This window comes from Anaerotignum propionicum (assembly GCF_024461735.1).
Lineage (GTDB): Bacteria > Bacillota > Clostridia > Lachnospirales > Anaerotignaceae > Chakrabartyella.
Genome location: NZ_JANGAD010000016.1, coordinates 1 through 23,705, shown reverse-complemented (window position 1 = coordinate 23,705; position 23,705 = coordinate 1). Strand labels below are relative to the sequence as shown.

Below are 23,705 nucleotides of genomic sequence, written 5' to 3'. Positions count from 1 at the left end.
AAAAGCCCCTTCTAGGGGCAGAGCAAACCACCAGCTGAGCTGGTGGTGATGATTGCCCTTTGGCTTCATGTTTTATCGTTGAGTTTTATTGATGTGCTGAGTTTTCATTGTAAAGAATAGTATGATTAGATAGTTTAAAATGGAAGTTTGCTTTTATTGAGAAAGCATTTATAAAAAGGAGGAAGCTCGTTGCGTATTGATAAATTCCTTAAAGTTTCCCGTGTGATTAAGCGCAGAACCATTGCCAATGAAGCCTGCGACGCGGGAAGAGTTATGTTAAATGGCAAGGTAGTTAAGGCAGGTGCCGAGGTTAAGGTGGGGGATATGATTGAAATTCAATTTGGCAGTAACACCACCCGCCTGGAGGTATTAAGTATAAAAGAGTCTCCTCGAAAAGAGGATGCCGCTGCAATGTATCGCAGTGTATAACAATTATTTAGGAATTCTCAAATGGCTTGAGAGTTTCCTCATAAAATGAGAAGCCAAATTTGCGGCGTAAAGATAGTACTTTTAAACGACGCAAAGGAGGCTTTTTTTATTTTGAAAATACGGGATACTAGACTCTTTACAACTTTGGAGCATGGTAAGCAGTTCATGAAAGGGAAAAGGAACTGCAAAAAGGAGGTATCCCCATGCTGGATGTTTTATCTTTAAAAAATTAGCAGTTCAACTTCTTTTGATCCCAGTGCCCCATCCTATATGTCTAAGGCGACTTGGCGTTGAACGAAGTTAACTCAAACTGTTATTGACACCTATGCGCTTAGGAGGTAGGTGCTTTTTTATGCAGTCTAAAAGCCTTTTCACGGACATATATTGATAGCAGACAAAAAAATGCGGGAGGCAGATCTAATGGCAGAGGAAAGAAAACGAAGCAGACATACAGTATCCATGGAGGAGCGGGAACGCATTCGTATGGGCGGTGTTTTGGAGGTATTATCCTTTGATGAGGAAGGGATAATGTTAGAAACGGATAGTGGGTTAATGATGATAAAGGGTACTGGGATACATATGGGAAAACTGGATTTAGATGCAGGAGAAGTAACAATTGAGGGATTATTTGACAGTATTACTTACTCTGATGGAACTTTAGGGGAGAAACACTCTTTTTTGGGAAAATTGTTTCGATAAAAAGGGGAGATTGTAATGATACTATCTTTACAGGGACAGGCGCAATTGTTTCTCTTATCTGTATTGCTGGGGGGGATTCTTGGCTTAGTTTATGATTGCTTACGGGTATTCCGCCACATTATCCCCCACAAGCGGCTGTGGATACAACTCGAGGATGGGTTATACTGGCTTTGTGCAGTTATTTTTGCCTTTGTGGTAATATTGGGAGCAAATGCAGGAGAAGTCCGCTTTTTTATGATTTTAGGCTTGTTTGGTGGTATGGGAGTTTACTTTTTATCCTTAAGTCATTTGGTGATTGCAGTGAGTGACAAGGTAATCTACATTGTAAAAAAAGTGCTGTTTTTATTATTTACCATTATAATGACGCCCTTTCGGTTGGTTTATCTGTTAATTCGCACACCCCTGAGGAAAGCTGGCTTTTTTTGCGGTAAGTTCAAGAAAAAAGTGTTGCATTCCTGTAATTTTTATGCAAAAATAAAGCTGAATACACTGCGAAGAGACTGGAACATAGCGGTGAGAAAAAAACGGAAAAGTGGTGAAGAGCCGAATGCGCAGAAAGCGAAAGCAAAAAGATCAGCGAAGAGAAAACAACGGAAAAAAAACGCCAAGATTAGATAAAATCTTCATTCGCATATTTTTAAGTGTTTTCGTTTGTGCCGTTGCCCTTGGTGTTTTGGGGCGGTCGAGAGCCTGTGATCGGCTAAAACAAGAGCGAATGGATGTAGCATCCCAAATCCAGTTGGAGCAGGATAAAAAGCTAGAGCTTGAAGAACGCAAGAAGTATTATAACAGCGACGGCTATATAGAGCAAATTGCAAAGGAACAGCTGGGTATGATAAAACCAAATGAGATTTTGTACATAAATAGAGGTCAATAGTAACAAGAAAACATAAAAAACGATATAAAAAAGCTTGACAACGTATGGAGGAATGGGTATAATCAAGTGGTCGACTTGTGGCGGAGTAGCTCAGTTGGCTAGAGCATGCGGTTCATACCCGCAGTGTCGGGGGTTCAAATCCCTCCTCCGCTATTTTTTTCGGCCCGTTGGTCAAGCGGTCAAGACGCGGCCCTCTCACGGCTGAAACAAGGGTTCGATTCCCTTACGGGTCATTGATTATCTTAATATTGCTTAAGCATGGAAGTTTAGCTCAGCTGGGAGAGCATCTGCCTTACAAGCAGAGGGTCACAGGTTCGAGCCCTGTAACTTCCATTCTTTTTTGCAAAAAAAAAAGATTGTATCGAAACAATCACGAAAATTGTTTCGATACAATCTTTCGTTTTCTTTTGAAACCTCTAGGCATGAAAGCCTAGATATGGTAACCTTCTATTAATAAATAGGAGGATGTGAGTGCAATGAAAACAACAACAAAAGAGTTATGTATACAAGGGTTACTCGTTGCTTTAGTTACAATGAGTACCATGATATTCCAAATTCCTGTATCTGCAACGCAGGGCTATATACACCTGGGTGACAGTATGATACTGCTGATTAGCGTGTTTTTTGGTGCCAAATATGGTATGGTTGCCGGTGGTGTTGGGTCTGCTATGGCGGATTTATTAAGTGGGTATGGTCATTGGGCACCCTTTACCTTCATTATAAAGGCAGTGATGGGATATCTTGTTGGGAAGATTTCTTCATTTTCTGAGAGAAACCAGAAATTCTTCACTCCTCGCAATATGACAGGGTCTATACTGGGCATTTTGTGGATGGTTTTTGGCTACTTTGTGGGTGGAGGTATTTTGAAAAGCAGCTTTGCTGTAGCTGCAATTTCTATTCCGGAAAATTTGATTCAGGGCTTTGCAGGTTTTGTAATTTTTATTGTGGTAGGTATTGCATTTCACAGAGCAAAAATATATAAATTTGTCTTAACCCGATGATATTTGTTTTCGGATGCATTAATATAGTAGTAAGTCGGATTTTTTATAACATTTTAGAATAAAAAGTTACGATTATAGGGTAGAATTATTTTAAGATACTTCATTAGGAAACACTTTTTTGGGAAAGAAATTTACGAGTATTTAACAATGCGTTCAGAGGTTTGTTGTTTGCCAATTGCAAACAACAAACCTTTTTGTATACAAGAAGAATTTTAGTAGGAAGAGTGACATATCTGTGTTTTAAAAAGAAATGTTTGGGGATATAATGAAATGAAGCAATTTTCATTGTTTTGGAGATGAAATAGATAATGGAAAGTAATAAAAGAAAAAGATATTACTATTCATATATTCTATAGTTTTTTCTAATCAATGATGCTGAAGTATCCAAGTGAACAAAGCGTGATTGTATGTATTTATAGAAAATTGTATAGAACAAAGTACATTTTTTGTTAAATAAGTATCATTTCAATGAGGGTTGTACTTTTTTGAAAATCTGACATAAAATAAATAGAACAATACCCTTTCAATGAGTAATTGACTGATGAGAAGGGTTGTGTTATATTCCACTAAGACTTATGAAAGTTGAGAGGATAGGAGGAAAAGGTCATGAAAATAATCACAATTTTTTTAATAGCTGTGAGCCTTGCTATGGATGCCTTTGCTGTTTCCATTTCCAATGGTGTTTGTACACGAGGGTTTGGAAAGAAGGATGCAGTAAGACAGGCGGCTTTTTTTGGAGGGTTTCAGTTCATAATGCCGGTTATTGGGTGGTTTTTAGGCTGTAGTGTAAAAACCTACATAGAAGCGGTTGATCACTGGATTGCATTTTTGTTATTGCTTGTCATTGGCGGAAACATGATTTATGGAAGCATAAAGGGCGAAGACGATGACAATAGTTGCAGCACAACACTGACAAATAAAATGCTTTTTTTACAAGCGGTAGCAACCAGCATTGACGCCTTAGCTGTAGGAATTAGCTTTGCCATTTTAGATGTTAATATCTTAGAGGCCGGCATTATTATTGGTGTGGTTTCTTTTGTGATTTCCTGCCTTGGGGCTTGGGCTGGGAAATATCTGGGGGATAAGCTGCAATCAAAAGCAGAAATTATTGGCGGTGCAGTATTAATACTAATCGGAGCTAAAATTTTATTGGAGCATACGCTACTGGGGGTTGGATGAAAACATATGGAATGGATACAATCAATGGATAGTATCATTTTAACGGGCATAAGAGGTTTTTTTTGCGTTCCTTGGCTGGACAGAACCATGATTTTCATTTCTCAATTGGGAGACCGAGGTCTCATTTGGATTGCATTGACAATCCTCTTTTTTTTAATAAGTAACAAAAATAATTCATACAGGTCAGGGGGGATTATTTTAGCCCTTAGCTTGGCAATCAATGGACTGTTTTGCAATATGCTGCTAAAGCCTATGGTGGGCAGAATGCGACCATATGACCTGATTGGGTATGAGATTTTGGTTCCTAGGTTATCTGATTTTTCCTTTCCTTCCGGACATACAGCAGCCTCCTTTGCGGCGGCAACTGCTATTTATGCACAGAATAAAAAATGGGGTGTGTTTGCATATGTTTTTGCCACATTAATGGGTTTTAGCCGCTTATATTTAGGGGTTCATTTTCCCTCGGATGTTTTGGCCGGTGCATTTACGGGCTGGGTTGCTGCAAAGATCTCTATTTGCCTATATAGAACACTCACTTTGTCAAAAAAAAGTCGAATTTCGTAAAATAATGATTGCAAAGCGAAATTTTTTTATATAGAATAAAGGAATAGTTTTTTAATAAGATTGGTTGGTGTTTCTACTTCTTGGAGGGAGCAGAGGAGCATTCAATGACAAAGGGAAGAAGGTTTGAGTATGGCAATACCAGTTATTTTGCAGTTGCTGACCATGGTAATCCTAATGGTTGTCGGTGTTATACTGCATAAAAAGCAATATTTATCCACGGCAAATGCGAAGGGTCTTTCCATTGTATTAACTCGTGTGGCAGTACCTTGCAATATGATTATTTTGATGCAAAGAGAGTATTCTGCTGAAATTTTTGCAGGATTTTTGAAAACCTGTGGTGTAACTTTTTTCATGTGCTGTATTGGTGCAGTGATGTTTTTTGCAGTTGGAAAAATAAAAAAGATGGAATTGAAAGAGTTGGGGCTTTTTTCAGGGGGTGGCGTGTATAGCAATGTTATTTTTATGGGACAGCCCTTGATTATGGCGATGTACGGTACAGAAGGATTGATTTTCTGCGTGGCAGTTATGTTTACCTGTAACGTATTTTTATTTACCGTTTGTTCATTTTTGTTCAATTTGGGAGGAGAAAACAAAAAATCTTTCGGTAGAATGATGAAAGATGCATTTTTAAATTTAATTTGCTTTTCCGCAATTATTGGTATCTTTTGCTTTGTAAATTCCATTACCTTGCCAGCACCTATTTATGATGCGTTGTTATTTAGTGCAAATACAACGGTTTGTTTGTCAATGATTTATATTGGGACTTTGTTGGCAGCGGCAAATGTAAGAGAAATTTTTCAAGATAAGGTTGTTTATATTTTTAGCGTTCTCACGCTGATTATTATGCCCGTTGTCACAAAAATAATTGCTGCATTTTTCCTGAAAGGTATGGCTCTGAATGTATTGGTTGTGCTTATGGGGACACCTGCGGCTGCGGCATTGCCCTCTTTTGCAGAATTATATGGAAATGATGCAAAAAGAGCATCAGAATATGTTTTTGTGTCCACAATTTTATCTGTGGTGACACTTCCTCTTGTTGCAGAATTTTTGTGCAGAGCTTAACATAGAGAAGTCTAGAAAATTTAATACATAAAGCTATATAAGAATTTTAAACATATTTATAAAAGAAAAAATGAAGCCTGTAATGCAAAAGAATATTTTGTAATACAGGCTTTTTTAAAAGAATTATTCAAATAAATGTGAGGATGGCTTGGAAAAAATTACGAAAAAAAGAAGAACAATCATACAGTTTTATGGAGATTTAACAAATCAAAAGATATATTTTGGTTGGCTTTTAAAAAACGTATAAAGCAGAAAATAAAGATTTTGAATGATAATTGGAGAGTGAAAATATTCACTATGTTTTGCAAAAAAAGAATTATTTTAATGGGTTTTGTATACGAAGGGCAATTATTTTTATAAAAAGGCATTTTTTTTTCAAAAAAATTGGATGGGAATGCCTGAAAGGGTTGATTTTTCCTAATCATATCGTTTATACTAGTGCGTGGGACAGAATAAGACTTAAAATAAGATTTGGATACAATCGGATACTGCATTTCGAATCTGCTAGGGACAGGGCTAACCATGGCAGAGGGAGAGGGTAGTGTCTTTGTCTATTTATTAACTAATGATGTGTGTTTGGAATCTTGTGGATAGTCGGGTTTTGTTATTCCGATCAAAAGGTCGGGCGGAAATAATATCTAAAATACATGAAGAAACAATTCAAAAGAGAATCAGGGGGATTTAATCATGGAAAACTTGATGTACTTAGCGCCTGTATTTGGTGTACTTGCGCTGGTGTTCGCCTTCGTTCTTGCGGGAAAGGTTAACCGTGAAGAAGAAGGAACAGAACGTATGGCAGAGATTGCAGCTGCCATCAGAGAAGGTGCAAATGCTTTCTTGAAAGCAGAATACCGTATCTTAGTTATTTTTGGAGTGGTTTTATTTGTTTTGATTGGTTTTGGTGTAGACTGGATGACAGCTGGCTGTTTCGTATTTGGAGCACTCCTCTCTACCCTTGCTGGCTACTTTGGTATGTCAGTTGCAACAAAGGCAAACGTTAGAACTGCAAATGCAGCCAGAGTTGGCGGCATGAACAAAGCCCTTTCTATCGCTTTCAGCGGCGGCGCCGTTATGGGTATGTCCGTAGTTGGCCTTGGCTTGCTTGGTGTTGGTACAATTTATGTATTAACACAAAATGCAAACATTTTGTTTGGTTTCGGTTTAGGTGCTTCTTCTATCGCTTTGTTTGGCCGTGTTGGTGGTGGTATTTATACAAAAGCTGCTGACGTTGGTGCTGACTTGGTAGGTAAGGTTGAAGCAGGCATTCCTGAGGATGACCCTCGTAACCCTGCGGTTATTGCTGATAACGTTGGCGATAACGTAGGTGACGTTGCAGGTATGGGTGCCGATCTTTTCGAGTCCTATGTTGGCTCTATCATTTCTGCAATTACATTAGGCATTGTTTACTTCCAGATGGAAGGCGCAGTGTACCCCTTAGTACTGGCAGCGGTTGGTATTTTGGCTTCCATTATTGGTACGTTCTTTGTTAAGGGCGATGAAAACTCTAATCCTCACAAGGCATTGAAGGCAGGCTCTTACTCTTCAGCTGTGCTGGTTGCAATTGCATCATTGGCATTAAGCTATTTATTCTTTGGCAACATGAAAGCCGGTATAGCAATTATTTCCGGTTTGGTTGTAGGTCTTGTGATTGGCGTTATTACTGAGGTATATACTTCCGGCGACTACAAATCCGTAAAGAAGATTGCGGATCAGTCCGAAACAGGCCCAGCAACAACAATTATCAGCGGTTTGGCTGTTGGTATGGAATCCACAGCAATTCCCATCGTGTTAATTTGTGTTGGTATCTTTATAGCGCATGCTGTTTCCGGTGTGTATGGTATTGCTTTGGCGGCTGTTGGAATGCTTTCCACAACAGGTATCACTGTTGCAGTTGACGCTTATGGTCCTATCGCAGATAATGCTGGTGGTATTGCTGAAATGAGTGGTTTGGATCACTCTGTAAGAAGTGTTACAGATAAGTTAGACTCCGTTGGTAACACAACAGCAGCCATGGGTAAAGGTTTTGCCATTGGTTCTGCGGCGTTAACAGCGTTGGCGTTATTTGTATCCTACGCAGAAGCAGTTAGTCTGACGGAAATCTCCATTCTTGAACCAAGAGTAATCATTGGTATGCTCATTGGTGGTATGCTTCCTTTCCTTTTCTCTGCATTTACCATGCAGTCTGTTGGTAAAGCGGCATTTGAGATGATCGAAGAAGTAAGACGCCAGTTCCGTACCATCCCTGGCATTATGGAAGGTACAGGCAAGCCTGACTATAAGAAGTGTGTTGAAATTTCTACAACAGCAGCATTGAAAGAGATGCTGGTTCCCGGTATTATGGCTGTTGCAGCTCCTTTGGTTGTTGGTATCCTTTTGGGTACAACTGCTTTGGGTGGTTTGTTGGCCGGTTCTTTAGTAACTGGTGTTTTGATGGCTATCTTTATGTCCAATGCAGGTGGTGCATGGGATAATGCTAAGAAATACATTGAAGAAGGCAATCACGGTGGTAAAGGCAGTGAAGCTCACAAAGCAGCAGTTGTTGGTGACACTGTTGGTGACCCCTTCAAGGATACTTCCGGTCCTTCTATCAACATTTTAATTAAGCTGATGACAATTGTTTCTTTGGTTTTTGCTCCACTGTTTATGACAATTGGCAGCATTCTGTAATGAGCAATTGATTTGAATTCGGATAGGTTTGAGAACAAAATGTGTCTTGAATTTATGTTTATAAGTTTTGAATAGTTTTTGTAGAGGGTGGTAACTTTGTTGCCACCTTCTTTTTGTTGTTCGTTTTTTGTGATAACCCCCTGCAGTGGATAGGGGGGAAATCGTTTTTGTTTTGGAGAAAGACTTTTACGTTAACGGAATAAATATTACCCACTGGGTCATTATTTGTTTGCTGGTTTTTTATAGGGGTGAGGCAAAGCTGAGTGGAGCCCTGAATAGGTGAAGGATAGGAGAACTGTGGGAATTGAGATTTTCTCTACCCATAAAAAAGGGCTTGTGCTATAATCAGTGATAAAGGGAGTTGAGAAAAATGGAAAAATTCACTGGTTTTTTACCGGAAACAATAGATTTTTTGTGGGAGCTTAGAATGAACAACAGTAAGGAATGGATGGATCAAAATAGGGAGCGCTACAAGGCAGTTCTTAAAACGCCCTTTGACCAATTCTCTGCTGCAATTACTGAAAGATTCGCTGAGGTCACAGGAGAAAAGATGGACTGGTCGGTATCTCGAATCAATCGTGATATTCGTTACTCCAAGGATAAAAGTCCTTATCGTTCATGCCGTTGGGTGGTTTTGAAAGAGCCACTTTTGTCAGGGACGGATTGGAAAATGAGACCAGCTTTTTATTTTGAGGTTACCCCTGAGGGCTATAGCCACGGCATGGGGGTTTATGAGGCAACCCCTGCTTATCTCAATGCATATCGGCAGAAAATACGAACTAAGCCTGTTGATTTTTTGAACATAGTTGGGGAATTTGAAAAGAAGAAGGAATTTATATTGATGGGTGATGATTATAAAAAGGTAGATGCCTCCGCATTACCCAAAGAGATAGGCCCATGGTATATTAAGAAAAATTTTTACGTGAATGAAGTAAAAAAAATTGAGGATATCATATTTTCGGAAGCACTGCCCCAGATGATCGTTGAAAAGTGGAAGGCTTTGGTACCTTTGTATCGCTATCTAAAAGACATCAAATGTGAATAAAAAACAAAAGTTCCCTCGAAACCGAAGGAACTTTAATTTTTTATTACCCAAAAGCTTTTGCTAAGGAAGCAACGGCATTTGTTTTTATCATTGTTTCGCCATGCTCCAAAAGGAAATATTTCGACAAAGTAGTGGAAATGTGTTTTTGACCGAATTCATCTAAAATAAGTTCAATATAATCATTACTTTCATCGGCGGTATATGTATCCGCCTGCAGAACGAGGAAAAATCTTTCATTGCTTTTAAACAATGCACTTTCCCCCCTATAGCAGTCGTCTAAACGCAGGCTGGCATCAATGGCATCATCCAGGGTTTGGAAAGAAAATATAAGTATATCATCACCCTCAAGATCTTTTGTTTCAACCAAGTCTAAGGGTTTCTTTTTCCATTTATGTGCCTCTTTGTTTTTAAACAGCAAATCCATAGGATTTTCACTTTTGTTTTTTTGATCAATTTTTGTAACGATAATCATAATGCCGTCAATACCCACTGGAACTGCCTCAACCATAAGGGGTGTGCTTTCGTTAATAAAATCGTATTCATCCAAGGCCTGTTCCATAATATCCCGGAAAAGCTTTTGTGTTTTGTCAGATGGATTGATCAAATCCTCCAGTTTTAAGTCTCGTTCTACCAAATCAGCCCTGGTAAGAGTTAACTTTAATTGATTTTCGCTTACACGTTCTATTTTCATTTAAATCACTTCCTTATCTCTTCAATTAGAAAAACGGGTCGTGTTTTGAATTCCACTATACTTTTTACTTGAAATATAGTATAGTATAATGAATTGGAGAGAAGATGTAAAGAGGGTAATACCGCCATATTTTATTAATTTTAACAAAGAAGGAGTGATAGCTGTGATGAAAAAGCGGCTTATTCCAATAATATTGACTGTTCTGATTTGGGCAGGTATGTATTATTATTACTTACCACCGTTAAATATTCATTCTCGTGACAGTTGGGTGTTTATTTTAACAATACTTGTAGTAGGGATTGTTATTAACTTTTGGACTATATTCCGTGCAGTTTTTTTGGATAGAACAAGCCCTGAGCGGGCGGCAAACAGGAAGATTATGAAAAAGCTTTTGATTGTTCCTGTGGCACTGGCAATATTTTATGCTGTTGGGACATTGCTTTCCTCGCCTATTATACGGGCGTCTGCCTACAACCGACTTTTAACGGTGGAAACCAGTGATTTTACAACAGATATTCGTGAGGTTGACTATAACAAAATACCCATTTTGGATAGTGACTCTGCTGCAAAGCTTGCTGAGAGAGAAATGGGGAGTATGGTGGATATGGTCTCCCAGTATGAAGTAAGCTCGTTTTTTAACCAGATAAATTATCAGGGAAAACCTGTAAGGGTTACCCCTCTGCGTTACGGTGATTTGATTAAATGGATTACCAACCGCAGCACAGGCATTCCTGCATATATCCAAATTGATATGACAACACAAAATGTTGATTTGGTTAAGTTGCAGCAGGGAATAAAGTACTCTCCTTTTGAGCATTTTGGACGAAACCTATATCGTTATGTTCGATTCCGTTATCCAACTGCAATGATTCGCACAACTAATTTTGAAATTGATGAAAGCGGCGTTCCTTATTGGGTATGTGCTGTTCAGGATAAAACCATCGGTTTGTTCGGTGGTACCGATATCAAAGGAGCGATTGTAGTAAATGCTGTAACAGGTGAGCATGTTTATTATGACATAGCCGATGTGCCTCATTGGATTGATAAGGTATATGACGCCAACCTTTTGATTGAGCAGTATGACTATTACGGTACCTTGAAGAAAGGCTATCTAAACAGTATATTTGGTCAAAGGGAGTGCTTGAAGAGCACAGAGGGCTACAATTATATTGCCCTTGATGATGACGTTTGGGTATATACCGGCGTTACCTCCATTGGCGGGGATGAATCCAACGTTGGTTTTGTTCTAATGAATTCCAGAACGAAGGAAACGAAGTACTATCAGGTTTCCGGAGCTAAGGAAATTTCCGCTATGTCCTCTGCGGAAGGTCAGGTTCAGCATTTAGGCTATAACGCAACCTTCCCCATTTTACTGAATATTGCCAACGAGCCAACCTACTTCCTCTCGCTGAAGGATGCGGCAGGGCTGGTTAAAAAATATGCCATGGTAAATATTCAAAAATATCAAATTGTAGCCATTGGAGACACTGTGGCTGAGTGTGAAAAGGTATACCGTAATTTAATGGCCGGCAACGGGATCAATACCATTGATTCCGGCAATGCTTTGAAAATTAGCGGCACCATTACCATGATGAAAGATATTGTAGCAGATGGAAACACCTATTATTATTTAATGCTGGATGGCAGTGAACTCCTTTTCGAAATTGAGGTAAAAAATCAATTGGGAATTCTGAAAAAACAGGTTGGAGATACTATTTCTTTAGAATATGTGGCAGAACCAAACGGTGTGAATGCTGTTATTGAATTAAAGTAAATAAAGAAAAGATGAGGAAAGCAGCCACTATTCCATTGGTGGCTGTTTTACTGCGTTTATTATATTTTTCTGAAAAAGTTTCCCATATGTTGACACTTTAATAGGAAGAATGTAAAATAATAAGATATAATGTGATTCTTATGAGCAAAAGTAGGAATCTCCTAATCCAGCGGAGGTAAATTATGAGCGGTGATAAAAACAGCAATACCAACCCCGGTTCTCGAGGTACAAACGATAACGAATACTATGAAGATTTATATAACGATCTACCAAAGGAAGTGGTGGATATTTTAATGCAGACACACCCATTAATGAGTAAGGACGGAAACACAGAGATCAGTCGATCTAAAAGACGTCCTTCCAGAGAAGATATAGAAGAGGTACGGGAGGCAAGAATGCAACAGGTAAGCAGTGAAATCAACGAGATTAGAAAGGCGCCCCAGCAAGAAGGGGATCCTACCAGATACGTATCAAGACGTACAAGAAATAATTATGATCCTTCCGGAGAAGATACGAATAATATGGCATCTTCAGGGCATAAAATGGAACAGGACGAGTATGACGATGGCATCCAGTATGTGAGTGTAGTGCCTGCTCGCAAAAAATCCAAAATGGTGGAAGAGGCTTCTCAACAAACCTTTGCCCCTGCAAAACGCAAAAAGTTCCGAAAAGAAGAAAATGCTTTTGAAGATTTTACACCCAATGGCAGAGGCCGCTACGAGGATTTGGATTTTGCAGAGAAGGCAAAGCAGGAAAACCTAGACAGCCTTTATGATGACTATGATGATGAAGAGGATTATCACGGTGGAGTGAATAAGCTGAGTATAATTTTAGGTATCATTGGGCTAATATTAATTGTGTTCCTGATTTTTAAGTGTGTGAGCTTAAGCAGCAAGCTGGAAGATGCCCAGAATCAGGTGACTGCAAGTGGAGATTTGAGTAGCAAGTATGAAAAAATTCAACTTGAAAAAATGCAACTGGAAGAAGAATTGGCAGACTTGAAAGGCACCAATCCAGCAAAAAGCGCGTCTAGCTCAGACAATTCCAACACAAATACCCCTAGTGCAAACAATTCTAGTACAACAAAGCCCAATACAACAACCAATACCTCAGGGAATAGTACCAATGCATCAGAATATGTTGTGCAAGAGGGTGACACTGCGTGGAGTATTGCCCAGAAGGTATTGGGAAATGGTGCTCAATACCAGAAAATTTTGGATGCGAATAATTTAAAGGAAACAGATACCATCAGCGTTGGAACAAAGCTGAAAATTCCTAGATGATAAAAGATAGGAGAATAGAAAATGGAAAACGATCTGCAGAAAAAAACTCTGGCAGAATTGAGAGAGATGGCGAGGGAAATGGATGTTAAGTCCATTTCCACTCTTAAAAAAAGTGAATTGATTGAAAAGATTTCAGAAAAGCAGTCTCAGGCGGAACGTGTTGCCGTTAAGCGTGTGACTGCTTATGGTTTTTCTCTGCAGGAGAATCAAGAGCCGGTGAAAAAACCTGAAACGCCCATTGAGGTGAAAGATGAGGGTTATGCGCACAGGGAAAGAGTAGTACAAAGGGAAGAAAAGGCTACGGTAATGGAAAACAGCGTACCCGGTGAGGGGATACTGGAGGTAATGCCCGACGGTTTTGGCTTCCTTAGAACTCAGAATTTTCTTCCCGGAGCCGGAGATATTTATGTATCTCCTTCCCAAATCAGAAGGTTTAACTTAAAAACAGGGGATGCGGTGAAAGGAAATATTCGTACAGCAAGGGAGGGTGAGAAGTTTGGAGCCCTTTTATTTGTGAAATCGGTCAATGGAGATTTTCCTGATCAGGCGGCGAAACGCCCCAATTTTGAGGATTTAACACCTATTTACCCTGAAGAAAAGCTGCACTTTGAGGTTAGTCGAGAGGAGCTTTCTGGAAGAATTATCGATCTTTGTGCCCCCATTGGTAAGGGGCAAAGAGGAATGATTGTGGCACCTCCTAAGGTGGGTAAAACGGTTCTTTTAACCCAAATGGCCAATGCCCTAACAAAAAACCATAAAGAAGTACATCTTATCGTACTTTTGATTGATGAGCGCCCTGAAGAAGTAACAGACATTCAGCGCTCCATAGAGGGTGAGAATGTTCAAATTGTGTACTCTACCTTTGATGAACAGCCTGAACACCATAAACGAGTGACGGAGATGGTTTTGGAAAGAGCAAAGCGTCTGGTAGAACAAGGCAAGGATTTGGTTATTCTCCTAGACAGCCTAACAAGACTGGCTAGAGCATACAACCTCACGATACCGCCCAGCGGCAGAACCCTTTCAGGCGGTTTGGATCCAGCGGCGTTGTACATGCCAAAGCGATTCTTCGGTGCCGCCAGAAATATTGAAAATGGTGGCAGTTTAACCATCTTGGCTACGGCTCTTGTAGATACAGGAAGCAAAATGGATGAAGTTGTTTTTGAGGAATTTAAGGGTACTGGCAATATGGAATTGGTGCTGGACAGAAGGCTTTCTGAACGGCGTATTTTCCCCGCAGTAGAGATTATCAAATCAGGGACAAGACGGGAAGAGAAGCTTTTGACCGAGCAGGAGTTGGAATGCAATTTTACCCTAAGGAAAATGGCGTCTACCATGAGTCAGATGGAAATGGTAGAAGGCTTTTATGATTTGATGAGGAAGACCAAAAATAACCAAGAGTTTATGGAGCGTTTACCCTTTTGGGAGAAGACCTTGGGACTGTTTGATAAGTGATTCGTTTTTTGGAATTTTTTATTGCAAAGGGAAAGAACTTATGATACACTACTGGTGTTGTCTATAAATAATAAAAAATTATTGATCAACAAATTTAAAAAATGAGGTGAAAGAAATGAGAGAAGGAATCCATCCCCAGTACAATCAGATTAAAGTAAGATGTAACTGTGGTAATGAATTTGTTACAGGTTCTACAAAGGAAGAAATCAGAGTCGAAGTTTGCTCTAAGTGTCATCCTTTCTACACAGGCAGCCAGAAGTTACTTTTGGAAGCTGGCGGTAGAGTAGAAAAATTCAACAAAAAATACGGCAGAAAGTAATTTCTGCAAGATTGGAAGAGTCAAGAGGATGATTACTCGCTCTTCTGAATTTAACGAGAATGAGAAATGTGCAGAGAGCTAATCCCTGCACTTTTTTATTTATTTCAGGAAAACTTTTAAGAAACTTGTTGATTGGTTTTCTTCGCTAGAAGACCCTAAGAGTAATTGGATGGACTATAAAGGCATAGGGCATAGTTGATTGTATCTAATCTTATTAAGCAAAAGTGAGTGAAAGTTTTTTTAGCAGAGTAAAGATGCAAGCATTTCCTTTCTGCATTTTATGACAATTTCAGGTAAATACAGATTATAATTCTAAAATAATTTTTAGTTTTCTACCTTTTATGCTATAATATTTAATTGCAATAGAAATTTACAGACGAAAAGAGTTGATACAGTGTCAAATGATAATAATGAAAAAAGAGTAAGACCCACAAGCATCGGTGGACAAGCAATTATCGAGGGTGTTATGATGCGTGGTAAACGCATTTATGCCATGGCAGTGAGAAATCCCGCAGGTGGAATTACCATTGAGAAAAACGAATGGGGTGGAATTGCCAACAAAGGTATTTTTAAATATCCTATTTTTCGTGGGATTGGTGCTTTTGTGGATTCCCTGATTACAGGTACAAAGATATTGATGCACTCCGCAGAAATTGCCGGAGAGGATTGGGCAGAGGAAGAACTTTCTCCCTTTGAAAGATATTTGCAAAACAAATTCGGCGATAAAATTAATGATATTTTGATCTATTTTAGTGTTACCGTATCTTTAATTTTAGGTATGGGCTTGTTTTTTGTTCTTCCGGTATGGTTGGGTAGTTTTTTTAAGACCATTGTGCCGGTATGGGGGTTAGGTGTAATTGAAGGGCTTTTGAGAATTGGCATATTCTTGTTGTATTTATTTCTGATTTCCAGAATGAAAGAAATCAAAAGAGTATTTCAGTACCATGGTGCCGAACATAAGACCATTAACTGTTTCGAAAGTGGTAAGGAATTAACAGTGGAAAACGTAATGCCTTGCACACGACTGCATAAGCGTTGCGGAACCAGTTTTTTGCTTTTTGTTATGATTATTAGTATGATTGTGTTCTTTTTTGTGCGGACGGATTCTGTGGCATTACGATTGGTTTCCAGGATTTTTTTAGTACCTTTTATTGCAGGCATCTCCTATGAAGTCATTCGATGGGCAGGAAGATCCGAAAGCAAGCTCGTTGAGGCAATCAGCTATCCCGGGCTATGTTTACAAAAAATTACCACGGCAGAACCGGATGCATCCCAAATCGAAACCGCAATTGCGGCGATGAAGGGAGTACTGGAAGATGAAGAAGAATAAGACTGTTGCAAATGCTTTGCTGGAAGGCAAGCGCCGTCTACAGTTGGCAGGTAAGGATAATTTTGCCTTTGAAGCAGAGCTTTTATTAATGGAAGTGTGCAAAATGAGCCGCATACAGCTTTTTACCCAAGGTGAAATACCCATTTCACTTGAGGAGGAATCGGATTACAATGATTATTTAAAACAACGGGAACTTAACCGCCCTTTACAGTATATTTTGGGACAATGCGAATTTATGGGTTTACCCTTTTGTGTTGGAGAAGGGGTATTGATTCCCCGAGGAGATACGGAGCTTTTGGTGGAAACGGTGTTGTCTATTTCTAAGGAGAATAACATACAACGGGTAATTGATTTAGGAACGGGAAGCGGATGCATCCCCATTTGTCTATCCCATTATGGAAAGTTGGACTGCGTAGGCGTGGATATCAGCCCAAAGGCTTTGGATTTTGCAAGGAAAAATGAAGAAGTGAATCAAGTTAAGCTAGAGTGGCTGGAAAGTGATCTATTCGATCAGGTTCCCTCCTTATGGAAGGGGAGCTTTGATGCCATTGTTTCCAACCCGCCTTACATAGCAAAGGCAGAAATTGAAACGTTGATGCCTGAGGTTCGGGATTTTGAGCCTCAAAATGCTTTGGACGGAGGAGACGATGGTTTAGCGTTTTATCAGCGTATTATAAGGGATAGTGGTCACTGGCTAAAAACTGGAGGATGGCTGTTTTTTGAAATTGGCTACGACCAAGGTGAGGCGTTGCTTTCTATGATGGAAGGGGCCGGATTTGACCAATGCACGTTAAGGAAGGATTTGGCAGGCTTAGACAGAGTTGTTTTTGGAAAATTAAAAGAGAATATAGATGAGGTGTAACCATGTTTGATCGATTGGCGGAGATTGAAAGCAAATACAACGATTTGGCGGATCAGGTGAATGACCCTGAAATGATTGCCAACCAATCGGAATGGCGCAAGCGTATGAAAGAATATAGTGATATGACTCCTGTGGTGGAGGCTTATCAAGAATATAAAAAAGTAAAGGCCGCTGTGGAAGAAGGGTTGGAGCTTTTGAACGACAAGCTTGACGAAGAATTTCGTGAGCTGGTAAAAGAGGAATTTACGCAGAACAAGGAACGTTTGGAAGAGCTGAAGCGGGAAATTACCATATTGCTTTTGCCCAAGGACCCCAATGATGAAAAAAATGTTATTGTTGAAATCAGAGGTGGTGCCGGTGGTGATGAAGCCGCACTGTTTGCCGGAGACTTATTCCGTATGTATGCCCGGTATGCCGAGGACAGACGATGGAAAGTAGAATTGATGAATGCCAGCGAAAGTGATTTGGGCGGCTTTAAAGAGGTTTCCTTTATGATAACAGGGAAAGGTGCATATTCCCGCATGAAATATGAAAGCGGTGTGCATCGGGTACAGCGTATTCCCACCACAGAAAGCGGTGGACGTATTCATACATCTACGGTAACGGTTGCGGTTATGCCGGAGGCGGAGGAGGTAGATGTTCATATTGATATGAATGAAGTTCGAGTGGATGTGTTCCGGGCTTCCGGTAACGGGGGGCAGTGTGTAAATACCACAGATTCGGCGGTGCGTATGACCCATTTGCCTACGGGTATCGTGGTTTCTTGCCAGAACGAAAAATCCCAGTTGAAAAACAAGGAACAGGCATTAAAGGTTTTATATGCCCGGGTGTATGAAAGAGAAAGACAGGCCCATGACGCTGCCATTTCAGCAGACCGCCGTTCTCAGGTTGGAACGGGGGACAGAAGTGAGCGTATCCGCACCTACAATTTCCCCCAAGGTCGCATTACTGATCATAGAATCGGCTTGACCTTGTATAAGATAGATAGTATATTAGACGGAGATTTAGATGAAATTATGAATGCTTTGATTACCACAGACCGTATGGAAAAAATGCAGGCAGGTGGACTGGAGGAATAAAGAAAGAAGTGAAGTTATGAAAGAAATATGGCAGTTATTTATTACATTTTGCAGAATTGGTGCCTTTACCTTTGGTGGCGGCTATGCTATGCTGCCCCTATTGCAAAGAGAGGTAGTTACCAGGCGAGGATGGGCAACAGAGGATGAAATTCTTGACTATTTTGCCATAGGCCAATGTACCCCAGGGGTTATTTTTGTAAATACAGCTACTTTTGTTGGGTATAAACGAAAAGGGGTTTTAGGGGCCATTGCGGCAACAGCAGGAACCGTATTCCCTTCACTGATTATTATTATGATTATTGCGGCGGTTTTGAAGAATTTTGCCCAGTTGGCGGCTGTTCAGCATGCGTTTGGTGCAATTCGTGTGGTTGTAGGCGTTTTAATTGTAAATGCAGTAGTGGGAATGTGGAAAAAATCTGTGGTGGATAAAGTTTGTGCCATAATCGCAGTGGTTGCCTTTGTCCTTTCTGCAATTTTTGAGATATCGCCTATTTGGATTGTTCTTGGGGCTGGTTTCCTTGGTCTAGCGGCTCCTATGATTAAGGGGGCGAGAACAAAATGACACAGTGGTTTCTTTTATTTTATGAATTTTTTAAAATAGGGCTGTTCTCCGTTGGCGGTGGATTAGCGACTTTACCATTTTTATATAAGCTTGCAGACAAATATGATTGGTTTAATACCAAAATGATTGTAGATATGATTGCAATTTCCGAATCTACGCCAGGACCTTTGGGTGTTAATATGGCCACGTATACTGGGTTTCATTTTGGTGGCGTTTTAGGCGGTATTGTTGCTACGGTTGGCTTGGTGTTCCCATCTGTTGTAATTATTATCATTATTTCTAAGTTTCTGCAAAAATTCAGGAGCAACCCTCATGTTGAAGATGTGTTTTATTTATTGAGACCTGCGGTAACGGGATTGATCGGTGCTGCAGGGTTTGGAGTACTGCTTACAGCATTACTTCATGTAAACGGGATTAATGAACTTTCTATGGGAACGTTTCTTGGTTTCATTGGAATAAAGGAATGTATCTTATTTGTAATAATGCTTTTATTAACGAATAAATTTCAAAAGCACCCAGTGATTTATATCGCGGTGGGGGCGGCAATAGGTATCATATTTGCATTTTGATGCGGAATGAAAGGCTTTTTCCATCCATATGATAGAGTATATGGAATAAGGGGGAAGGTCGAATGAGTCTATGGCTGTCGATTCCTGTGTATTGGGTGCTGCTGTGGGCAGCGAGTAGGCATAAGAGAGCCTATCCGTTGCCCTTTCGTTTTCTGGAGGGAGCTGTTTTAGCATATCTTTGTTTTTTATTTTTGCCTCCTGCTTTTTTGGATAGTTTGGTTTGGGCCGGTCTTGGCTCAATACTGGGGATAACAATGGGCGTATGGGCGGAAAATAAATACCCCGACCAAGGGCGAAGTAGGGAGTTTAGAAGTGCCGCCATATTTACAGCGGCTTTTTTATTCGAGGTCTTTTCCAATGGGTCATGGGTGATGGCCAGAGGTATTATTGGGGGCATTGCTTTATATTGTGCCAGCAGTGGATTGTTTCCTGAGGGTATGTCTTTAAAGGATACCATTTGTACTGCTTTGGGAGGGGTTTTAGGATTTATACTAGGTGTTGCAATTTGTTTTCTTTAAAAGAGAAGGATATTTGCAAAATTGGGTATGCTTTGATATAGTAAAATAAAAAAGTGCCGAGAAAAATACAATAGAGAAGGGCATTCTACTAAAGGAGGTTTCTTATGGGGCAAATTGGGATAGAAAAAGAAACACTAAAGACAATGATAAGGGAAAATGTAAAAACACTTTACAGAAAAAATCTTGAAACGGCATCAGCGGAAGAAATTTATCAAGGGGCAGTATTTTCTTTGCGGGATTTGATTACGGATAAATGGATTAAAACCCACGATACTTATAGTGAGAAAGATGCAAAGATTGTATATTATCTTTCTATGGAATTCTTAATGGGGCGTTTTTTGGGAAATGCCTTGATTAATATGGGGATGAATACTGTTATCAAAGAGGTTTTTGCTGAACTAGGCATTGATTATAATACGGTAGAGGATGCTGAGCCGGATCCCGGGCTTGGCAATGGTGGCCTGGGACGACTGGCTGCTTGTTTTTTAGATTCTTTATCCACTTTGGAGCTGCCTGCATATGGCTGTGGTATTCGTTACCATTATGGGATTTTTGAGCAAAAAATTGAGAATGGATATCAAGTGGAGGCGCCGGATAACTGGCTGGAGGATGGAGATCCTTGGGGGATTCGGAGAAATGAGTATGCAGTGGAAATAAAATTTGGCGGGCATGTACGGGCAATGCCAAAGGAAAGTGGCGGGTATCGCTTTGTACAGGAGGGATATCAATCTGTTATGGCCACTCCTTATGATTATCCTGTGGTGGGATACGGTAATAATACGGTGAACACTTTACGTTTATGGGATGCACGAGCAAAAAACAGAATTGATTTAAAATATTTTAATGAAGGAAACTATCAAAAGGCAGCGGAAGAAGAAACTCTGGCAAAAACACTAACGGATGTGCTTTATCCAGCAGATGAACATTATCAAGGGAAGGAATTGCGGTTGCGTCAACAGTATTTCTTTATTTCCGCAACAGTTCAACGGGTGATTGCGAGATTCAAAGAAAACCATGGGGATTTTAATTTATTACCAGAAAAGGTTGCCTTTCAGCTTAATGATACCCATCCTAGCATTGCTGTAGCGGAATTAATGCGGGTTTTAGTGGATGAAAATGACTTACCTTGGGATCAGGCTTGGGAAATTACTCAGAAAGTTTGTGCATATACAAACCATACCATTATGTCGGAGGCACTGGAAAAGTGGCCATTGGATTTATTTAGTCGTTTATTACCTCGTATATATCAAATTGTTGAAGAGATTAACCGTCGCTTTTGCCTTGAATTGACTGAAAAATACGGAAATAATCCGGAAAAAATACGTCGTTTGGCAATTATTGCAGATGGTCAAATCCGTATGGCATATATGGCGATTGTGGGTAGCCATTCGGTAAATGGTGTGGCAGCCCTTCATACCGAAATATTAAAAAATCAGGAACTAAAAGATTTTTACAAGTTATATCCTGAGAAGTTTAATAATAAGACCAATGGGATAACTCAAAGAAGGTGGCTGTTGCATGCCAATCCACAGCTGGCGGAGCTGATTACAGAAAAAATCGGCGATGGCTGGATTACAGATTTGTTACAACTGGAAAGAATCTTACCTTATTCTGAGGATAAAGAGTTTCAAGAAAGATTTATGGAAATTAAACGAGCTAATAAGGTTGCTCTGGCAAAATATATAAAATCTGCAAAGGGAATTGATATCAATCCTGACAGCATTTTTGATATTCAAGTGAAGCGTTTGCATGAGTACAAACGTCAGCTTTTGAATGTACTGCATATTATCGGGCTTTATAACAAATTGAAGATGAACCCAGGATTGGATATAATGCCAAGAACCTTTATTTTCGGAGCAAAGGCAGCAGCAGGGTATCGAAGAGCAAAACTAATTATTAAGTTGATTAATAGCGTTGCGGATGTTGTGAATAGCGATGAAAGTATTGGTGGTAAGATCAAGGTTGTTTTCCTGGAAAATTACCGTGTATCCTTGGCTGAGCGGCTTATTCCTGCCGCGGATGTAAGTGAACAGATTTCTACAGCTGGCAAAGAAGCATCTGGCACGGGTAATATGAAGTTTATGCTAAACGGCGCATTGACTGTGGGCACCATGGATGGTGCTAATGTTGAAATTTTCGATGAGGTTGGAGAAGAAAACATCTTTATATTTGGCATGAGTGCTGAAGAGGTCCAGGAAAAATATAATGGGGAATATGATCCATGGAGTGTTTATAATATGAACCAAGAGGTTCGTATGGCAATGACTGCCTTGATTGACGGCACATTCTCCAATGATACCAGTCTTTTTCGTGAATTATATGACGCGTTGCTAAATGGTTTTGGGGGAAGCAGAGCGGATGAGTATTTTATACTTGAGGATTATGCGGATTACCAGCGGGCTCAATTAGCTGTGGACTTTTCCTATAGGAATAAAGAAAAATGGGCTAGAATGGCCATTTATAACACTGGAAAAAGTGGCAAGTTTTCCAGTGATCGTACTATAAAAGAATATGCCAAAGAGATTTGGAATTTACCTTCGGTTTCTATTGATTTTTAAAAAGAGCTTCCGCTTTGAACAAGCGGAAGTTTTTTTGTGGAAAACTTCAATTAATATATGATTCTAAACATAGGCGCTAAGGCGTATAAAGAAAAGCCAACAATAAAACCTGTGGCATTAAATGATAATGAGAATTACATGAGGGGGTTCTAATTTTTTACTTGATGTTTATGTGTAATCGTGTTTGTTCCTTATTAAGGAGATGAAATCAAAGGGGAAGTTATTATAAGAAGGTTAATTCCATGCATGACAATTAAGACATAAAACTACAATATTAGTGCTATTTTTTATCGTCTTAATAAATGATTAAGAATTGAAATAGGGCAAGGTGGGACATTTTCTGCGTAGCTTATTTTTTGGTTAAATAATAATACTTCTCAAGAGCAAACGACAGGAAATCCAGCAAAATCAAGGGTTTGGAAGAAAGTATTAAAATAAAGTGCTATTTCATTTATAGATTTTTAGAATTGAAATAATGCTAGAAATACTATTGGTAAACGACATTTTGTCGAATTATGGGACATAATGCGGTAGATTGAGTGTTCACAATGAATTTTTTGTGCTATAGTTGGATTGCAAAAAACAAGGAGGGAATGTAATATGAAACGTAATTTTGGTAAAGGTTGTATTGTAGCTGTATGTTTGGGTCTTGCACTCGCATTTAGTGGTTGTACTAAGAAAGAGGAAGCTCCTGAGGTTCCTGCACAGGAGACACCTGCTGATGCAACAGCACCTGCAGATGACGCAACAGCACCTGCTGATGAAGTAGCACCTGCTGAAGGCGAAGCACCTGCTGATGCAACAGCACCTGCTGCAGACGCAACAGCACCTGCTGATGCAGCTGCACCTGCTGAGACAGCACCCGCAACACCTGCTCAATAAGAAGCGCTTAAAAAACAAGGCATCCCGATTACGGGGTGCCTTGTTTTTTATAGTATATGAAATTAAAAAGGGAAAATTGTAAAAAAGTGTTGACAAGTTTAAATTATTCTGTATAATAAGAAAAGTCACTGCGAGATGCAGTTGAAAAAAGCAACATAATTAAGGCGAATTAAGCAAATCATTCGAAGAAAAGAAAGAAAAAACTTTGAAAAAGAGCTTGACAAGCCATAATGAATATGGTAAGATAATCTTCGCTGACAACGAAAGACGACAGCAAGAAAAAAACACTTGATCCTTGAA

Annotated in this window: 23 protein-coding genes and 3 tRNA genes; 25 read left to right on the top strand and 1 reads right to left on the bottom strand. The window is 39.6% G+C overall.

All coding sequences use genetic code 11. The features are described from left to right. Positions 1-189 precede the first annotated feature (189 nt). The 13 genes from NE558_RS14015 to NE558_RS13955 all read left to right on the top strand — a co-directional run bounded on the left by NE558_RS14015 (position 190) and on the right by NE558_RS13955 (position 9,523). Positions 190-429, top strand: a complete 240-nt coding sequence (locus NE558_RS14015; RefSeq protein ID WP_066053255.1) for an RNA-binding S4 domain-containing protein — start codon at positions 190-192, stop codon at positions 427-429. Positions 430-849: 420 nt separating this feature from the next. Then, the gene (gene yabP, locus NE558_RS14010) at positions 850-1,128 is read left to right on the top strand and encodes a sporulation protein YabP (protein ID WP_256150796.1); all 279 of its coding nucleotides are present in this window, start codon (positions 850-852) and stop codon (positions 1,126-1,128) included. A gap of 15 nt (positions 1,129-1,143) precedes the next feature. Beyond that, positions 1,144-1,746, top strand: coding sequence for a spore cortex biosynthesis protein YabQ (yabQ, locus tag NE558_RS14005; RefSeq protein WP_256150795.1), 603 nt, complete (start codon positions 1,144-1,146; stop codon positions 1,744-1,746). Beyond that, positions 1,676-2,005, top strand: a complete 330-nt coding sequence (locus NE558_RS14000; RefSeq protein WP_256150794.1) for an FtsB family cell division protein — start codon at positions 1,676-1,678, stop codon at positions 2,003-2,005. Before yabQ ends, NE558_RS14000 begins: the two co-directional genes overlap by 71 nt. A 79-nt stretch (positions 2,006-2,084) precedes the next feature. Beyond that, positions 2,085-2,158: transfer RNA gene (locus tag NE558_RS13995), tRNA-Met, on the top strand. Between the two features lie 8 nt (positions 2,159-2,166). After that, positions 2,167-2,238, top strand: a tRNA-Glu gene (locus tag NE558_RS13990). Between the two features lie 27 nt (positions 2,239-2,265). After that, positions 2,266-2,338 (top strand) — tRNA-Val (locus NE558_RS13985). A 143-nt stretch (positions 2,339-2,481) separates the two neighbouring features. Next, positions 2,482-3,006, top strand: a complete 525-nt coding sequence (locus tag NE558_RS13980) for an ECF transporter S component (protein ID WP_256150793.1) — start codon at positions 2,482-2,484, stop codon at positions 3,004-3,006. A gap of 606 nt (positions 3,007-3,612) precedes the next feature. Further along, positions 3,613-4,185: a manganese efflux pump MntP family protein gene (locus NE558_RS13975; RefSeq protein ID WP_256150792.1), complete on the top strand. Its 573-nt coding sequence runs from the start codon at positions 3,613-3,615 to the stop codon at positions 4,183-4,185. Between the two features lie 6 nt (positions 4,186-4,191). Continuing rightward, on the top strand, positions 4,192-4,749 hold the full coding sequence (locus NE558_RS13970) for a phosphatase PAP2 family protein (RefSeq protein WP_256150791.1): 558 nt from the start codon (positions 4,192-4,194) through the stop codon (positions 4,747-4,749). Positions 4,750-4,878: 129 nt separating this feature from the next. Further along, positions 4,879-5,811 (top strand): AEC family transporter, encoded by a 933-nt coding sequence (locus NE558_RS13965; protein WP_256150790.1) that lies wholly within the window; start codon positions 4,879-4,881, stop codon positions 5,809-5,811. A gap of 687 nt (positions 5,812-6,498) precedes the next feature. After that, a complete protein-coding gene (locus NE558_RS13960) occupies positions 6,499-8,478 on the top strand; it encodes a sodium-translocating pyrophosphatase (RefSeq protein WP_256150789.1) in 1,980 nt (659 codons plus the stop codon). Positions 8,479-8,848: 370 nt separating this feature from the next. Beyond that, positions 8,849-9,523: a DUF2461 domain-containing protein gene (locus tag NE558_RS13955; RefSeq protein WP_256150788.1), complete on the top strand. Its 675-nt coding sequence runs from the start codon at positions 8,849-8,851 to the stop codon at positions 9,521-9,523. Between the two features lie 43 nt (positions 9,524-9,566). Here NE558_RS13955 and NE558_RS13950 read toward each other — a convergent pair whose 3' ends face one another. Beyond that, a complete protein-coding gene (locus NE558_RS13950; RefSeq protein ID WP_256150787.1) occupies positions 9,567-10,214 on the bottom strand; it encodes an adaptor protein MecA in 648 nt (215 codons plus the stop codon). Positions 10,215-10,380: 166 nt separating this feature from the next. Between NE558_RS13950 and NE558_RS13945 the strand changes: the two genes are divergently transcribed. From NE558_RS13945 to NE558_RS13890, 12 genes are all read left to right on the top strand, one after another. Continuing rightward, positions 10,381-11,988, top strand: a complete 1,608-nt coding sequence (locus NE558_RS13945) for a CvpA family protein (RefSeq protein ID WP_256150786.1) — start codon at positions 10,381-10,383, stop codon at positions 11,986-11,988. Positions 11,989-12,170: 182 nt separating this feature from the next. Next, on the top strand, positions 12,171-13,271 hold the full coding sequence (locus tag NE558_RS13940; RefSeq protein ID WP_256150785.1) for a LysM peptidoglycan-binding domain-containing protein: 1,101 nt from the start codon (positions 12,171-12,173) through the stop codon (positions 13,269-13,271). A 21-nt stretch (positions 13,272-13,292) separates the two neighbouring features. Beyond that, positions 13,293-14,726 carry a transcription termination factor Rho gene (gene rho, locus NE558_RS13935; RefSeq protein WP_256150784.1) on the top strand — a complete coding sequence of 478 codons (1,434 nt, stop codon included), beginning with the start codon at positions 13,293-13,295 and terminating at the stop codon, positions 14,724-14,726. A gap of 115 nt (positions 14,727-14,841) precedes the next feature. Further along, positions 14,842-15,045 (top strand): 50S ribosomal protein L31, encoded by a 204-nt coding sequence (rpmE, locus tag NE558_RS13930; RefSeq protein WP_066053217.1) that lies wholly within the window; start codon positions 14,842-14,844, stop codon positions 15,043-15,045. Between the two features lie 394 nt (positions 15,046-15,439). Beyond that, positions 15,440-16,375 (top strand): DUF1385 domain-containing protein, encoded by a 936-nt coding sequence (locus NE558_RS13925; protein ID WP_256150783.1) that lies wholly within the window; start codon positions 15,440-15,442, stop codon positions 16,373-16,375. Further along, a complete protein-coding gene (gene prmC / locus NE558_RS13920) occupies positions 16,362-17,237 on the top strand; it encodes a peptide chain release factor N(5)-glutamine methyltransferase (protein ID WP_256150782.1) in 876 nt (291 codons plus the stop codon). Before NE558_RS13925 ends, prmC begins: the two co-directional genes overlap by 14 nt. 2 nt (positions 17,238-17,239) lie before the next feature. Beyond that, positions 17,240-18,316 carry a peptide chain release factor 1 gene (prfA, locus tag NE558_RS13915; protein WP_256150781.1) on the top strand — a complete coding sequence of 359 codons (1,077 nt, stop codon included), beginning with the start codon at positions 17,240-17,242 and terminating at the stop codon, positions 18,314-18,316. Positions 18,317-18,332: 16 nt separating this feature from the next. Then, positions 18,333-18,878: a chromate transporter gene (locus NE558_RS13910; RefSeq protein WP_256150780.1), complete on the top strand. Its 546-nt coding sequence runs from the start codon at positions 18,333-18,335 to the stop codon at positions 18,876-18,878. Further along, positions 18,875-19,447, top strand: a complete 573-nt coding sequence (locus NE558_RS13905; RefSeq protein ID WP_256150779.1) for a chromate transporter — start codon at positions 18,875-18,877, stop codon at positions 19,445-19,447. Before NE558_RS13910 ends, NE558_RS13905 begins: the two co-directional genes overlap by 4 nt. Positions 19,448-19,509: 62 nt before the next feature. Beyond that, positions 19,510-19,965: a hypothetical protein gene (locus tag NE558_RS13900; protein ID WP_256150777.1), complete on the top strand. Its 456-nt coding sequence runs from the start codon at positions 19,510-19,512 to the stop codon at positions 19,963-19,965. 104 nt (positions 19,966-20,069) lie between these two features. After that, positions 20,070-22,523 (top strand): glycogen/starch/alpha-glucan phosphorylase, encoded by a 2,454-nt coding sequence (locus tag NE558_RS13895; protein WP_256150776.1) that lies wholly within the window; start codon positions 20,070-20,072, stop codon positions 22,521-22,523. 600 nt (positions 22,524-23,123) lie between these two features. Then, on the top strand, positions 23,124-23,405 hold the full coding sequence (locus tag NE558_RS13890) for a hypothetical protein (protein WP_256150775.1): 282 nt from the start codon (positions 23,124-23,126) through the stop codon (positions 23,403-23,405). Positions 23,406-23,705 lie beyond the last annotated feature (300 nt).

Bases quoted from the DNA above. Each gene is read 5' to 3' on its own strand.
- yabP (WP_256150796.1), top strand. From the start codon at position 850: ATGGCAGAGGAAAGAAAACGAAGCAGACATACAGTATCCATGGAGGAG.
- yabQ (WP_256150795.1), top strand. From the start codon at position 1,144: ATGATACTATCTTTACAGGGACAGGCGCAATTGTTTCTCTTATCTGTA.
- NE558_RS14000 (WP_256150794.1), top strand. From the start codon at position 1,676: ATGCGCAGAAAGCGAAAGCAAAAAGATCAGCGAAGAGAAAACAACGGA.
- NE558_RS13980 (WP_256150793.1), top strand. From the start codon at position 2,482: ATGAAAACAACAACAAAAGAGTTATGTATACAAGGGTTACTCGTTGCT.
- NE558_RS13975 (WP_256150792.1), top strand. From the start codon at position 3,613: ATGAAAATAATCACAATTTTTTTAATAGCTGTGAGCCTTGCTATGGAT.
- NE558_RS13970 (WP_256150791.1), top strand. From the start codon at position 4,192: ATGGAATGGATACAATCAATGGATAGTATCATTTTAACGGGCATAAGA.
- NE558_RS13965 (WP_256150790.1), top strand. From the start codon at position 4,879: ATGGCAATACCAGTTATTTTGCAGTTGCTGACCATGGTAATCCTAATG.
- NE558_RS13960 (WP_256150789.1), top strand. From the start codon at position 6,499: ATGGAAAACTTGATGTACTTAGCGCCTGTATTTGGTGTACTTGCGCTG.
- NE558_RS13955 (WP_256150788.1), top strand. From the start codon at position 8,849: ATGGAAAAATTCACTGGTTTTTTACCGGAAACAATAGATTTTTTGTGG.
- NE558_RS13950 (WP_256150787.1), bottom strand. From the start codon at position 10,214: ATGAAAATAGAACGTGTAAGCGAAAATCAATTAAAGTTAACTCTTACC.
- NE558_RS13945 (WP_256150786.1), top strand. From the start codon at position 10,381: ATGAAAAAGCGGCTTATTCCAATAATATTGACTGTTCTGATTTGGGCA.
- NE558_RS13940 (WP_256150785.1), top strand. From the start codon at position 12,171: ATGAGCGGTGATAAAAACAGCAATACCAACCCCGGTTCTCGAGGTACA.
- rho (WP_256150784.1), top strand. From the start codon at position 13,293: ATGGAAAACGATCTGCAGAAAAAAACTCTGGCAGAATTGAGAGAGATG.
- rpmE (WP_066053217.1), top strand. From the start codon at position 14,842: ATGAGAGAAGGAATCCATCCCCAGTACAATCAGATTAAAGTAAGATGT.
- prmC (WP_256150782.1), top strand. From the start codon at position 16,362: ATGAAGAAGAATAAGACTGTTGCAAATGCTTTGCTGGAAGGCAAGCGC.
- prfA (WP_256150781.1), top strand. From the start codon at position 17,240: ATGTTTGATCGATTGGCGGAGATTGAAAGCAAATACAACGATTTGGCG.
- NE558_RS13910 (WP_256150780.1), top strand. From the start codon at position 18,333: ATGAAAGAAATATGGCAGTTATTTATTACATTTTGCAGAATTGGTGCC.
- NE558_RS13905 (WP_256150779.1), top strand. From the start codon at position 18,875: ATGACACAGTGGTTTCTTTTATTTTATGAATTTTTTAAAATAGGGCTG.
- NE558_RS13900 (WP_256150777.1), top strand. From the start codon at position 19,510: ATGAGTCTATGGCTGTCGATTCCTGTGTATTGGGTGCTGCTGTGGGCA.
- NE558_RS13895 (WP_256150776.1), top strand. From the start codon at position 20,070: ATGGGGCAAATTGGGATAGAAAAAGAAACACTAAAGACAATGATAAGG.
- NE558_RS13890 (WP_256150775.1), top strand. From the start codon at position 23,124: ATGAAACGTAATTTTGGTAAAGGTTGTATTGTAGCTGTATGTTTGGGT.